We start from the raw sequence: 14566 nt of genomic DNA on the forward strand, positions 1-14566 counted from the left end.
GACCGTATTGCAAAGAGAGGCGGGAAGCCGGATCACTTTGTTCTATGCCAACCGGGATGAAGCCTCCATCATTTTCAGGAAGGCGTTAGATACGCTCTCCGCAGCAAATGGGGATCGGTTGAAGGTGTTTTACATTCTGGATGCTGGTCCGGACAACCTGGAAGCTTTATATACCGGGTTGATGACCAGCGAAAAGGTGGATCAACTGATGAGTAGCCATGTGCCGGCGGGAACTGCCAACGAATATTTTATATGCGGTCCCGGCCCGATGATGGAAAACGTGAAGAAAAGCCTGGAAGGTGCAGGAATTCCGAAAGAGCGCATTCACATTGAATATTTCACCGCGGTACTTGAGGATATCAGCAAAGCCGAGGCATCCGATGCCGGGGAAGCATTTGAAGCGGACATCACCGTTATCATGGATGATGAGCCCATTGACTTCAAGCTCAATTCACAGGGGGATGTGATCCTGGATGCCGCTTCTGATGCGGGTGTAGACGCACCATTCTCATGCAAAGGCGCCGTGTGTTGTACCTGCAAGGCAAAGGTTCTTGAAGGCCAGGTGGTGATGGATAAAAACTTCGCGTTGTCCGACAAAGAAGTGGAAGACGGCTATATCCTCACATGCCAGTCGCATCCGGCAACGCCCAAGGTGGTGATCACTTATGATGTGATCTGACCGGGCCTCAGAATCTTAAGGCTTATACCCGGAAATCTCCAGGATCATTTGTCCGTTATCTTCCCGCATTAAATCAGCGAGGGAAGATTTCTTCCGTTCCATAAACTTTTTTACGATCCGGTATCCGGTCCAGTTAGCTGACCTGTCCGGTGCTTCTTCCGGAAATCCTGGCGTGAAGGGTGCTTCGGCTGTATATTCCAGGATGGTCTTCTCATCGGTTGCGTACAGTAGCTCCTTGTCTATGAAATGCGCCCACAGTTCCTGTTCATGGGCTTCACACCAATCTAATTCACTTTCCGTAAAAGCCAGGAGGAGGGTCTCCGGGCTTTCCGGTAGCATGCAATGCAGGTAATAGATCAATTTACCTTCGTAGATCATGGCATTCAGAAAATCCTGTTTTCCTTTGGATGGAAATTCACTGATGGCCCATGCGCGCATGCAATCGGGAACGATATATTCCGGTTTCATCTTAAAGGTCATGTACTTCGGGTACTGCAATTGAGGATAGTAGCGGTAGTCCGGTCCCAGATAGCGTTCCAGGCCAATGGCCAGCATCAGACTGTCTGTGGCAATCGAGTAGTTGAAGCCGGACATGTATGAGATGACCCTGGGTAAATGCCGTTTCGGGAAATAGTATTTGTAGTGTTTGAAGGCCATGGTCAGGTCCGTTTCAAGCCAGCCCAGATCGGGAAACGCCTTTTCACAGTCTTTGTAAACCGTTTGCATATTGAAGTCGGTCACGAAATTATACAAGCCATAGCTGAAGTTAGGGTCGGCCAGTCCGCGTGAAGGCGAGATGATCTCGAAACTGAATAAGTCAAAGAAGGATCCGTATTGGTTGGCAAGGCGCGGAACTTCGTTCGCAATGCTGTCTGCAGGAATCGAAAACAGGTCCTGGCCAAATCGTTCAACCTTGATCTCTGCCTTGATTTCAGACACATCCACATCATACGGTGAGTCATTGCATGAAACCCATCCGAGGGTGAGGAGGTATAAGGCAGCCAGGCGGGAAAAGGCTAAGAAGCGGGAAAAAATCTTTAATATTGCCATGTGCAAATAAACGAAACGTCCATCAATTAAGGTAAACAGAAAGTGTATGAAAAACTTGTTCCGAATCATTTGTTTATTAGCTATCATGGGAATGACGCATCATGCGTGGGCCCAGGATGATGGAGGTAAGTCTACTTCAAATTTCCGTTTCGGCATCAAAGGTGCTCCGTCACTGGCGTGGCTGAAACCGGATTCAAAGGCATTTGAGTCAGCAGGGAGCCAGGTCAAATTTGCGTACGGTCTGATCACGGAATTCAAACTGGGTAAGACCACCAGCTTTGTAACCGGTCTGGATGTTGCCTATGCCGGGGGAAAGCTGAATTTCAAAGATTCTGTCTGGTACACCGAAGCGGGCGATACAAGCATCTTCCATCTGATGAAAAGAAAATATACCCTGCAATATGTAGACCTTCCCCTGCTTCTGAAAATGAAGACCAACGAAATCGGCTATATGACTTACTTTGCACAGTTCGGTTTTAACCTGGGCTTCAATATCAAGAGCCGTGCGGTTGATGAAGTCAAGCAGGATAAGTCTACAACAACCGTGGTTAAAGAAGATGTGAATGTGATCAAGGATGTGAACTTCATGCGTGTTGCGCTGAACATAGGTCTTGGTGTGGAGTACAACATCACCGGTAACACTTCCTTGCTGATCGCTGCAAATTATAACAACGGTTTTACCAACTCCTTTCTCGGTTCGAGCAAAAGCCTGATGACAAAGCAGAACGAAGCGTTGAAGACCAAAGCCTTTAGCAACTATATGAGTCTGACCGTGGGCTTCCTCTTTTGAGAATACCCTGTCAAAGACGTAACTTTAAACCCGTTTCCTGAAAAGGAAGCGGGTTTTTTTAGACCATTTCAGATTTAAAGATGAAGATCGCCCTGGCACAGATCAACCTTCACGTTGGTCATTTTGAGTTAAACCTCCGCAAAATGGAAGATGCCCTTCAGAGGGCAAAGGACGCCGGAGCGGATCTTGTGGTTTTTCCTGAATGTTCCGTTTGCGGATACCCTGCCAGGGATTTTCTGGAATTTGAAGATTTCATCCGGGCGGGAAATGAAGCCATTCAAAAACTGAGTGAGCAATGCAAGGATATTGCGGCCATTGTCGGAGGTCCTTCCATCAATCCGCGTCCTGAAGGAAAGAACCTATTTAACAGCGCTTTCTTTCTGGCAGATGGAAAGATCCAGACAGTCCGGCATAAAACCCTGCTTCCAACCTACGATGTGTTTGATGAGTACCGGTACTTTGAGATGAACAGGAGCTTTGACGTTGTTCAGTTCAAAGGCCACCGCATCGCCCTCACGATATGCGAGGATATCTGGGATGTCGGCGCGGAGGATCCCCTGTACACCATCTGGCCCATGGAGGAACTCAAGCCGCTGGCACCCGATCTGATGATCAATATCTCCGCTTCACCGTTTTCTTACAACCATGCCGCTGAAAGGAGAGAGGTGATGCGGGCCAACACCACGAGGTATGGAATTCCACTGTTTTATGTCAACCTGGTAGGTGCACAAACGGAACTTATCTTCGATGGTGGGTCCATGGTGGTGGATAACGCCGGGAACGTGGTGGATGAGATGGATTATTTCAAAGAAGATTTCCGGGTGTACGATGTGGAAAAGGTCAACTCCGGAACTTTCAGTGGTAACGGCATGGCAGATCACGGTTCGCGTATCCAACAGATAAGCCAGGCACTGGTGATGGGTATCCGGGATTATTTCTCAAAGTTGGGATTAACCAAAGCCATCCTGGGGCTGTCGGGCGGAATCGACTCTGCGGTCACCCTGTGTCTCGCCGTGGAAGCATTGGGCAAGGACCAGGTCACTGCCGTGATGATGCCATCTCCGTTTAGTTCGGAACATTCGGTCACCGATTCGGAAGCACTTGTCCGGAATCTGGGATGTCATCATCATAAATTGGGGATAGATAAACCCTATCAGGCTTTCCTTGACGTGCTGGGTCCTGTTTTTGGAGATCTTCCGTTTAACATCGCAGAGGAAAACCTACAGGCACGTTCCAGGGCCGTTATACTGATGGGCCTGGCCAATAAGTTCGGGATGGTATTGCTGAACACCTCCAACAAGAGTGAGGCGGCGGTAGGTTACGGAACGCTTTATGGTGATATGTGTGGTGGACTGTCCGTGATCGGAGATCTTTACAAAAGGGAAGTATATGAAATGGCGCATTTCATCAATCGGGACGAAGAAGTGATCCCGGTAAATATCCTCACAAAAGCGCCGTCGGCGGAACTTCGGCCGGACCAGAAGGATTCGGATAGCTTGCCGGAATACGATATACTGGATCCTATTCTATATGAATACATAGAAAACAGAAAAGGACCAAGGGAACTCATTGAGATGGGGCATGATGCCGAACTTGTGAAACGAATTCTGAAGCTGGTCAATACCAACGAGTACAAGCGCTTTCAAACACCTCCCGTGTTGCGGGTCTCTCCCAAGGCCTTCGGTATGGGACGCAGAATGCCCATAGAAGGAAAATACCTGTCCTGATATGAGTGAAGCCCTCCGTTTACCCGAAGATTCTGAATTAAAGCACCATGCCTCCCGTCCTGAAGTTTTGGATGCCGTGGTGGCTCAACTGAATAAGGACCTGGGAAGTCAAAGTCAGACGATCGAATTTGACGGGCCGGCAGAAAAAGCATACCAAATTTTAAAAGATGAATTGAGCCGGATTCTCGGAAGGTGGTTGCGGGGTGACACAACATTCTTAAAAGCATTTCTTTACCGGGTGGATGTCTCTGAAAGGGCTATTAACGGGTTGTTGGCAAAAGAAACGAATGAAGAATTCGAGGATATGCTGGCCACGGAGGTGTTGAATCGGGAACTTAAAAAAGTATTGATTCGCTTACATTTCGGGAAACCGTGAGACCCGCATTACGTTAGAAAGGACATTTGTAATGTAAGAGAATGAGGAATACTCTTACCTTTGTAACTTATTTTGAATCGGAACGCTAACGCGAGGAGTGAGATGACACCAAGCACCTACCTGGGCAACGCCGATGCGACGGCCATTGAAGCGCTATATGAGCGCTATCGCCAAGACCCTGAATCCGTAGACTTCGGATGGAGGAAATTCTTTGAAGGATTTGAATTTTCCAAAGCCAATTTTGAAGCATCACAAGGTGCCATGGCTGTGGAAGATATGCCGAAAGAGTTTCGGGTGATCAACCTGATCAATGGCTACCGTCAACGGGGCCACCTGTTCACCAAGACCAACCCCGTGAGGGAGCGCCGGAAGTATCTGCCCACCCTTGACCTGGAAAATTTCGACCTGAGTGAAGGTGATCTGGATACGGTTTTCCAGGCGGGTACTCAGATTGGTCTCGGTCCCGCAAAGCTTCGTGATATTGTAAATCATCTGAAACAAACCTACTGTCAAAGCATCGGTGTTGAATACACATACATCCGGAAACCGGAAGTGGCGAACTGGCTCAGAGAAAAGATGGAGCCGGTGCGCAACACACCCAACCTCACCGCATTTGAAAAGACCCACATCCTGGGAAAACTCAATGAGGCGGTGGTATTCGAAAATTTCCTTCACACAAAATATGTAGGTCAGAAACGCTTCTCCCTCGAGGGAGCTGAGACGCTCATCCCTGCCCTGGACTCTGTCATCGAAAAAGGTGCGGAACTCGGCATTCGCGCTTTTGTGATCGGGATGGCCCACCGTGGCCGGCTGAATGTTCTGGCCAACATCATGGGCAAGACCTACAGCGAGATATTTAACGAGTTTGAAGGCAAGGAGTTTGATGACGACAGCCTCTTTGACGGAGATGTGAAATATCACCTCGGTTTCTCCGGTGATGTGATCACCCGTGGCGGGAAGACTGTTCACCTGACCATGTCTCCCAACCCTTCGCACCTGGAAGCCGTGGACCCCGTTGTTCAGGGTATTGCCAGGGCTAAACTTGAGCGCAAGTTCGAAATGGATGAAAACCGCATTGCACCGATCCTTATTCACGGTGATGCGTCCATCGCCGGACAGGGAATTGTATATGAGGTGGTGCAGATGGCTCAACTATCAGGATATAGAACAGGAGGCACCATCCACATCGTGATCAACAACCAGGTGGGCTTCACCACCAACTACCTTGATGCACGTTCAAGTACCTATTGCACGGATGTGGGTAAAGTCACGCTTTGCCCCGTATTTCACGTGAACGGAGATGATGTGGAGTCCCTGGTGTATACCATCAATCTGGCCATGGAGTACCGCCAGACTTTCCATGGAGATGTGTTTATCGATCTGCTGTGCTACAGAAAACATGGCCACAACGAAGGAGATGAACCGCGGTTTACGCAACCTTTGCTATACAAGGCCATCGCCAAGCATCCTGATCCGAGAAAGATTTACATCGAGAAGTTGAAGTCTTCAAAGGCCATGGAGGATACCCGCCTTGCCAGCCAGATGGAATCCGAGTTCAAGGATATGCTGGAGGAAAAATTAAATGAGGCCAAAAGCGGGACCAATGGAAACCGGTTGAGTTTCCTGGAGGGAGACTGGAAAGGGATTCGTCCGGCAAAAGAAGAGGACTTCGATAAGTCACCTAACACAGGTGTCAAAAAGACGGAATTGAAAAGCATTGCCGATAAGATCAACAACCTGCCGAAGGACATGAAGTTCTTCAAAAAGATCGAACGCATCATGTCGGATCGCAGGGATATGATCTCCAAGAACAAACTGGATTGGGGGATGTGCGAACTGCTCGCCTATGGCAGTCTGGTCAGCGAAGGCTTTCCGGTTCGCATCAGCGGTCAGGATGTGGAGCGGGGTACATTCTCACACAGGCATGCCGTGGTACGTCTTGAAGATTCCGAGGAACAGTACATCCCATTGGCCAACCTTTCGGATAAGCAGGCAAAGTTCAGTATTTACAATTCGCTTCTTTCCGAATACGGTGTACTTGGTTTCGAATACGGATATGCCCTGGCGTCACCCAACACCCTGACCGTTTGGGAGGCTCAGTTCGGAGACTTTTTCAACGGTGCACAGATCATCATTGACCAATTCCTGAGCAGTGCAGAGGATAAATGGAAGAAGCATAACGGTCTGGTACTATATCTGCCGCATGGCTATGAAGGTATGGGCGCAGAACACTCGAGTGCCAGACTTGAACGATTCCTGTCGCTATGCGCCGAGCTCAATATGCAGGTGGTAAACTGTACAACACCTGCCAACTTCTTCCATGTGATAAGGCGTCAGCTCCATCGTGACTTCAGAAAGCCGTTGGTGATCTTCACGCCAAAGAAATTGTTGCGTTATCCTAGTTGCGTTTCCACTCTTGATGAGTTATCAAAAGGCAGCTTCCAGGAAGTGATCGATGATGTGAAAGCGGATGAAGATGTGGTGACTTCCGTGGTATTCTGCCAGGGAAAATTCTACTACGACCTGGAGGAAGAGCGTCAGAGCCTCGGTGTGAAAACGGTGGCGATCGTTCGTCTGGAGCAGATGTATCCTTATCCGGAAAAACAGATCAGTGCTTTGCTTAAGAAGTATAAGAAAGCAAAGGATTACATCTGGGCACAGGAAGAGCCCGAGAACATGGGAGCCTGGCCTTTTATCATCCACAAGTTCAAGAGTGGTGATATTCGATGTATGTGTCAGCCGGAAAGCGGAAGCCCGGCAACCGGCTCTTATCATAAGTATGAAAAACGGCACCGCGCGATCATTGATGCGGTGTTTAAAGGTCACAAAAAGAACATCGAACTGGGGGTGGATTGATCCCCGGTTTCGTAAAACCATAAACGTTATTAGCATATGGCCCTCGAAATGCGCATACCCAGTCCGGGAGAATCCATCACCGAAGTTGAAATCGCCAGCTGGTTGGTGGAAGACGGAGCATACGTGGAAAAAGATCAGACCATCGCCGAAATTGATTCGGACAAGGCTACCCTTGAGTTGAATGCAGAGGCTGCAGGCGCGGTAAAGATTCTGGTGGAGGAAGGCAGCACGGTCAAGGTAGGGGATGTGGTATGTTCCATTGATACCAGTGCAAAGGCGCCTGAAGGTAAACCTGCCAAAAAAGAGGAAGCGAAGGAAGAAGTAACCAAAGCACCTCCCGCCAAAGAAATCGAGACTGTTTCTGCAGGAGAAAAGGGCGGGGAAGGTTATGCCAAGGGCCATCCATCGGTGGCTGCCAAAAAGATCATGCAGGAGAATGGGGTGTCCGCATCTCAGGTAAAAGGAACCGGCAGGTCCGGACGTATCACCAAAGGAGATGTTTTGGAGGCATTGTCATCCGGTACCGGCAACAATCTTCCGGAAGGATGGGGAGGACGCGAGCAGGAACGTCAGAAATTGTCATCACTCAGAAGAAAGCTGGCGCAACGCCTGGTGGCAGTGAAGAACGAAACAGCCATGCTTACCACATTCAATGAGGTAGACATGAGCCGCTTGATGGATCTCCGGAAAAAGTACAAGGACCGGTTTGAGAAAACCCATGGCGTGAAGCTGGGCTTTATGTCGTTCTTTACCAAAGCCGTTACCGAAGCGCTGAAAAATTTCCCTAACGTCAACGCGATGATCGATGGGGAAGAGATTATTTACCACCGGTATGCCGATGTGGGTATTGCGGTGAGTACACCAAAAGGTCTGATGGTGCCTGTATTGCGTAACGCCGAACAGATGAGCCTGGCGGATATCGAACGCAACATCGGAACATTGGCAGGAAAAGCACGTGACGGAAAGATCACCATCGACGAGATGACCGGCGGAACATTCACCATCACCAATGGTGGCGTATTCGGTTCCATGCTGTCTACGCCCATTATCAATCCACCCCAAAGCGGAATCCTGGGTATGCACAATATCGTGGAGCGGCCGATTGCCGTGAACGGTGAAGTGGTGATCCGTCCGGTGATGTATCTGGCATTGTCTTACGACCACCGCATCATCGACGGTAAAGATTCTGTCGGGTTCCTGGTGAATGTAAAGCAGATGATCGAAGATCCTGTTCGCATGCTTACCGGCGGCAAAGATACCGATGAACTGTTGTTAGCTCTTTAACGATGGGGGCCATGTACAAAGGCCTTCTATTTCTGATTTCTTTTTTGCCATGCTTGTCCGTTTCGGCACAGGTCCGGTTTGAGCCGGTGCCAACGGTTACCCATGAACATCTTAGGGGACTGAGTGTCGTCAGTGATTCCGTGGTATGGGCCAGTGGCACACATGCCACCTGGTTGCGAACGACCGATGGCGGTTTGCATTGGGTCACCGATACCGTGACCGGTGCGCTGGGTATGGACCTTCGCGACATTCATGCATTTGATGACCAACGAGCCCTGGTGATGACCGCTGGTGAACCGGGTTTGATCTTCCTGACCACCGATGGCGGAAAGATGTGGAAGAAAGTTTATGAAAATCACCAACCGGGTATCTTCTTAGATGGGATCGACTTTAGCGGGGATACGGTTGGCTATGCCTTTGGCGATCCGATGGACGGCCACTTCTTTGTCCTTAAAACCTCCGATGGTGGAATGAACTGGATGGAACTGAACAAACAAATGCTGCCATCACCAGCCGGGGGAGAAGCGGGGTATGCTGCCAGTGGTACCGGTATTGTAGTCAGAAATGAAAGGGTATGGATCGGCACGGGTGGTCCGGAAAAGTCAAGGGTACTGTGCAGTGCAGATGGAGGCAGATCCTGGGATGCATCGGAAACACCTATGCGCTTGGGTGATGGAGCCGGTATATTTTCTATGGTATTTACCAGTGATGAATCCGGGGTAGTTGTCGGCGGGCACTATCTGGACTCCACATCAACACTTGGTGTTTGTGCCGTTACCACTGATGGTGGTGTGACATGGGAAAGTTGCAGCACACCTCCTAACGGATATCGCTCATGTGTTGCTGCCTGGCAGAACATGCTGGTGGCGGTGGGAAGAACCGGATCAGATGTTTCCTCCGATGGGGGGCAAACCTGGACAGCCATCGGTACCGAAGGTTACTACGCATGTCATTTCGGAAAGACCATAGGATGGGCAGTTGGGCGCGGAGGAAAGATGGCCCGTATCTTATTGAAGTAGACACATCGATCATGGGGATTCAACCGGTAAACTTCCATTCCGTAGAAGATTTTCTAAGCTTCATTCCGGATCAGGAGCGGGAGATCGTGGAGCGATTACGCCAGGTTGTTTTTGATTGCATTCCACAGGTACGCGAGAAACTGGCATATAACGTTCCGTTCTACTATGGTCGCAGAAGAATATGTTTTATCTGGCCTGCCTCAGTTCCCTGGGGCGCTGTTCCACTCAATGGGGTGCAGCTCGGATTTTGCAGTGGACACCTGATGAGAGATGAGCTGAACTGGCTTGAGCATGGCAACCGGAAACAGGTCTACATTAAGACCTTTAAAAAGGTTGATGAGATCGATACGGAAATGGTCCGGGCATATTTGTTTGAGGCGGTTCGGGTGGATGATGATAAATGACATAACTGAATTCAGATCTGTTCGGTCATTGTGATGAACTGACCGGAACTTACAACAACCATATTTCGTATCTTTGGTAAAAGCGTATCCGTATGATCGACTATCGCAAAGCCATTACCATTGATCCCGCTATCCGGTTCGGAAGACCTTGTATCAAGGGGACACGCATATCGGTTTACGATGTACTGAGTTGGCTTGCTTCAGGTATGAGCCGGGCGGATATTTTGAGTGACTACCCGGAATTGACTGAAGAACAAATCCAGGCATGTCTTTCGTATGCAGCTGACCGGGAACACAAAATCCGTGTTGCGTGAAGCTGCTTCTTGACCAAAACATATCCTACAGATTGGTCAACAGAATATCAAAGGATTTTCCGGAAACTACCCAGATTACACAGCTTGGATTGACCGATTGCACCGACCGGGAAATATGGAATTATGCCAGAGAGCAAGGGTATACCATAGTTACCTTTGATGCCGACTTTTATGATCTAGCAACCTTCCTTGGTCATCCACCCAAAATTATTTGGTTGAGAACAGGAAATAGGACAACAATAACTCTTGCCAATCTGCTTGTTGATCGAAAGGATGTCATAAAGGAATTCCTGACAAGCGAACAATTTAAGGACATTGCTTGCCTTGAAATAGAATAGGTTCAAATCGCTGTTACAAATAAAAAAAGCCCCCGTTCATTTGAGCGGGGACTTTTTCTTTATGGTTTGTTCTAACTATTCCTTGATAAACCGAAGCACTTTCTCACCACCATTCATTGAGATGAAGTACAAGCCTATGTTCAGGTCGGATACATCAAGTGTTGTAACAACCTGATGAAGTTCTTGTGTCATCACAATTCGTCCTGTTACATCGGTGATCATGATCACTACCGGTTGATTAGGTACTTGCTCAAGCCCAATGTTCAGTTGTTGTTGCACCGGGTTAGGGAAGACATTAAGGATACCCTTTGTGAGCTCCGGAAGCGTTACAGACGTGATGTGAACGGTATCGGTGATGGTATCCGCACCGCAGCCATTGGCAACGATCAGGGTGACGATGTAATCTCCGTTAACCGTGTACTTGTGTCCTGGGTTCTCAACATAATCAGAGTTGCCATCACCGAAGTCCCAGCTCCAGTCTGTAGCATTCGTGGAAGTGCTGTTGAAAGACACCGAATCGCCAAGTACGGTTGGTGTGAATCCTGCGGTAGGCTGTGCACTGCTTGGTGCCACCGCCAGGTCGCTGGATGAGCTGGTTCCGCATGTGTTTCCGGCGGTAACACTCACGTTGCCACTTTGGCTTCCAACGGTAACGGTGATGCTGTTGGATGTGCTGGTGCCGGTCCAGTCACCCGGCAGGGTCCATGTGTATGTCACCCCTGCAACGTTGGCCACGTTATAAGTTTCCGTGCTGCCGGGGCAGGGAACGGTATCACCGAATACGGTACCTGGTACAGCAGGTGTGGTGATCACGTTGATATATGCATAACGTGCTTTGGTCACCGTGTCACCGGCGGTATTGAACACCCTGAGGGTGACGTCATATACGCCGGGTGCGCCATAAGTTACAGTGGGGTTTTGGCTGCTTGATGTTGCAGGAGTTCCACCGGGGAAACTCCAGTCCCATCCTGTAGGTGCGGAACCTGTGGTCTGGTCGGAAAAATCAACCGTTCCGCCTGAGCAGACTTCCAGGGTATTCGCGTTAAAGTCAGGTACCATCGGGTTTGTCAGGTTCTTCCATTTCCACATACCGTTGGTGGTGGCATTGGTATTGAACCATCCGGACCATCCGATCTCGGTATCCAGGAAAGCCACATCCAGGTGTTCTTGTGTGTCGATGATATTCCAGGATACGCCACCGTCGTTGCTGAATGATGATCCCGAACCACCTGTGGCGGATCCTACAGTGAATACAATGTTGGTGCCGGGGATCCAGTCGATGGCTCCGCCAAACACGGTACCCGTGGTGGTCACGGCGGTCCATGTGGCACCACCGTCAGCTGTTTTCCAGATCTTGTTCTGGTTGTTCACCAGGATACCGTTCTGGGCATCACGGAAGGAAATATCGCCGCTGGATGTTTCGCTGCCAAAATCAGAGATGGGTGATTGTGCTACGGTCCAGTTCAACCCTTTGTCAGGTGAATGATAGATGCGGCCTTTGTTGGTGGTGTACCAAACGTGGTCGCCCAATACCTCTATCTGTGCCACATATCCGTATTCACCGCTTAACGGGTTGGGAATGTTGGCGCCGGGAACAGCGGTCCAGTTCGTACCTCCGTTGGTGGTGGTGTACAACTCAAAATCACCGTTGATCGGGTCGCCCTGGCAGAAACCTACATTGGCATCCCAGAAATATACCACATTGGTGAAGGATGAAGCGTTGTTATAAGTGGCAGTGGCCTGGCGTGTCCAGGTGCTTCCGCCGTTGGTGGTTTTCCAGATACCTCCCGTTTGACCTGACGCTTGTGGTGCGGCTGCCACCCATGCAGTGTTTGCATCAAGGCCATGCACCATCCCGATCAGAAGGTTCGTATTACCAAGGCCGAACGTACCTGTCGTCCATGTTGTACCGCCATTGCTGGTTTTGGTGAATTCCTGCACATTGGCATTGCCACCTGATCCGTCATAAGCGGAACACCATACCACATTCTGATCTACCAGAGAGATGTTTCGGATACCGCGGTTGGCGGTAGAGAATCCGGAATTCTGAACGATCCATTCGCCGAATGGCTCAAGGCTCACGTGGATATAAGCGGTTTTCGTTTCCGTGTTGTTGTTCTGGCTGTTGGTTACCTTCAGGCTCACCTGGAAGTCACCCACGGTGTTGTAATAAATAGCAGGAGGCGTTTGTCCGTTATAGGTAGCAGGTGTACCGCCTGTGAACGTCCATTCCCAGGAAGTGATGGCCGGTCCGCCGCCGTTTACAGAGTTGTCGGTGAAGACCACACTGTCTCCCTTGTAAACGTTTATCCTGTCTGCATAGAAAGCGGCGATCGGGTCACCGTTCAGATTGGATTGCACACATTGCAATGCCTTGGTGGCGTCGATCCTGTTTCCGATGCTTTGGTTGATGACCTTACCGGTGGTTTTCAGGCAGCTTTCGATCTCGGCGGGTGTAAGGCTGGGGTCGATGCTGAGCATCAGTCCTACGAGTCCGGCAGCAAATGGTGTGGCCATGGACGTTCCGCCCATACGTGCATAACCGCTGCTGGTGGTATATACGGTACTGAGAAGACCGTTATATGAGTATCCGCCGGGAGACGCGATGTCTACCCAAGAAGTTCCATAGTTGGAAAAACTGGAACGGGAGTCGTTGGCATCCACCGAACCTACACAGATCACATTGTCATAGGCGCCGGGATATTGTTCGGTGCTGCTTCCATCATTGCCGGCAGCCGCCAGGAATGTGACATCCGGATAACTGTTGATCAGGTCCTGAAAGCCCTGGCTGAATGTGGCACTTCCGAAAGACATGCTCACAACGTGTGCACCGTTCTGACAAGCCCACAGTACACCATCGTAGCTGTAATAGATGGAGATACTGCTGGAAGCATTGTCCGGAGTGGCTTTCACACCGATCAGTTCTACGCCGGCACCCAGCGAGGCAATCCCGCGGTTGTTATTGATGTCCGCGGTTGCCAGTCCGGCACAGTGCGTACCGTGAGACCAGCCGTTGTCTGAATTGTATTGTTTGGGAGGCGTGGCATCGTTGTCACCATCGGCCACATCGCGTTGCTTATAAGTGGTCAGGTCAAGATGATTGGCAAATACGGCATTATCAACGATCGCTACCTTCACCTCGCTGCGTCCCTGGCTGATATCCCAGGCGGTGGATGCGCCCACCTGATCCAGATACCATTTATCCGTACCGGAATAGTAGGTGTCGTTAGGCGTGAAATCCGCCTTGTAGATCGGCATCTTTTCGGCATACTCGATAAAATCACATTGTTTGAGGATGGCCAGGATCTCATCGATCTTCTCGTATTCATCAAAATGGATACGGAACATTTTCTTCAGAGATGGCTTTTTGGTGAAATATGCCGGCCTTTCGAGTTTATTTACCGCTACCGTTTTCAAGGCCTTCTGAAGAGAAGGATATTTGCTCAACGCTTCAACTTTGCTGAACACTTCCGGGTCAGGTTGTGCTTCTTTGAGGGAAATGTTGGCATCTTCAACATCTTTCATTTTGAACTGGATGACACCATCCAGGAAATCTGCCGAATAAGTTTGCGCAAAGGTTGACAGGCACAGGATAAGGCCAATCGCCAGGGTAAATAATTTTTTCATAGGTTAATTATTTGTTAGGTTATGAATGCCCGATTTTGCCAAGGGATCGGGACATTAAAAAGCGATGCGGTAATTAATTTGGTCTTGAAATGGACGTCGCAA

12 protein-coding genes are annotated in these 14566 nt (G+C 49.6%); 10 read left to right on the top strand and 2 right to left on the bottom strand.

Annotated features, from left to right (window positions below):
* Nucleotides 1-679, top strand: a 679-nt coding sequence (locus tag KDD36_06980; protein MCB0396378.1) for a 2Fe-2S iron-sulfur cluster binding domain-containing protein, incomplete at its 5' end; no start/stop codon positions are given.
* A gap of 15 nt (nt 680-694) precedes the next feature.
* On the opposite strand, the gene KDD36_06985 is transcribed toward KDD36_06980, so the two are convergent.
* Nucleotides 695-1729, bottom strand: coding sequence for a hypothetical protein (locus KDD36_06985; protein ID MCB0396379.1), 1035 nt, complete (start codon nt 1727-1729; stop codon nt 695-697).
* A 46-nt stretch (nt 1730-1775) separates the two neighbouring features.
* Between KDD36_06985 and KDD36_06990 the strand changes: the two genes are divergently transcribed.
* The 9 genes from KDD36_06990 to KDD36_07030 all read left to right on the top strand — a co-directional run bounded on the left by KDD36_06990 (nt 1776) and on the right by KDD36_07030 (nt 10837).
* On the top strand, nt 1776-2519 hold the full coding sequence (locus KDD36_06990) for a PorT family protein (GenBank protein MCB0396380.1): 744 nt from the start codon (nt 1776-1778) through the stop codon (nt 2517-2519).
* Between the two features lie 80 nt (nt 2520-2599).
* Nucleotides 2600-4246, top strand: a complete 1647-nt coding sequence (locus KDD36_06995; GenBank protein MCB0396381.1) for an NAD+ synthase — start codon at nt 2600-2602, stop codon at nt 4244-4246.
* 1 nt (nt 4247) lies between these two features.
* Nucleotides 4248-4622, top strand: a complete 375-nt coding sequence (locus tag KDD36_07000) for a hypothetical protein (protein ID MCB0396382.1) — start codon at nt 4248-4250, stop codon at nt 4620-4622.
* A gap of 102 nt (nt 4623-4724) precedes the next feature.
* A complete protein-coding gene (locus tag KDD36_07005) occupies nt 4725-7478 on the top strand; it encodes a 2-oxoglutarate dehydrogenase E1 component (protein ID MCB0396383.1) in 2754 nt (917 codons plus the stop codon).
* Between the two features lie 36 nt (nt 7479-7514).
* Nucleotides 7515-8762, top strand: coding sequence for a 2-oxoglutarate dehydrogenase complex dihydrolipoyllysine-residue succinyltransferase (gene odhB, locus KDD36_07010; GenBank protein ID MCB0396384.1), 1248 nt, complete (start codon nt 7515-7517; stop codon nt 8760-8762).
* Between the two features lie 11 nt (nt 8763-8773).
* Complete coding sequence (locus KDD36_07015; protein MCB0396385.1) at nt 8774-9781, top strand: hypothetical protein; 1008 nt, start codon at nt 8774-8776, stop codon at nt 9779-9781.
* 11 nt (nt 9782-9792) lie between these two features.
* On the top strand, nt 9793-10185 hold the full coding sequence (locus tag KDD36_07020; protein MCB0396386.1) for a DUF1801 domain-containing protein: 393 nt from the start codon (nt 9793-9795) through the stop codon (nt 10183-10185).
* 92 nt (nt 10186-10277) lie between these two features.
* On the top strand, nt 10278-10499 hold the full coding sequence (locus KDD36_07025) for a DUF433 domain-containing protein (GenBank protein MCB0396387.1): 222 nt from the start codon (nt 10278-10280) through the stop codon (nt 10497-10499).
* Nucleotides 10496-10837, top strand: coding sequence for a DUF5615 family PIN-like protein (locus KDD36_07030; protein MCB0396388.1), 342 nt, complete (start codon nt 10496-10498; stop codon nt 10835-10837). The genes KDD36_07025 and KDD36_07030 overlap by 4 nt, the downstream gene beginning before the upstream one ends.
* Before the next feature lie 75 nt (nt 10838-10912).
* Here KDD36_07030 and KDD36_07035 read toward each other — a convergent pair whose 3' ends face one another.
* Complete coding sequence (locus tag KDD36_07035; GenBank protein MCB0396389.1) at nt 10913-14464, bottom strand: S8 family serine peptidase; 3552 nt, start codon at nt 14462-14464, stop codon at nt 10913-10915.
* Between the last annotated feature and the right edge of the window lie 102 nt (nt 14465-14566).

It is taken from the genome of Flavobacteriales bacterium (genome assembly GCA_020435415.1).
Classification (GTDB): domain Bacteria; phylum Bacteroidota; class Bacteroidia; order JACJYZ01; family JACJYZ01; genus JACJYZ01.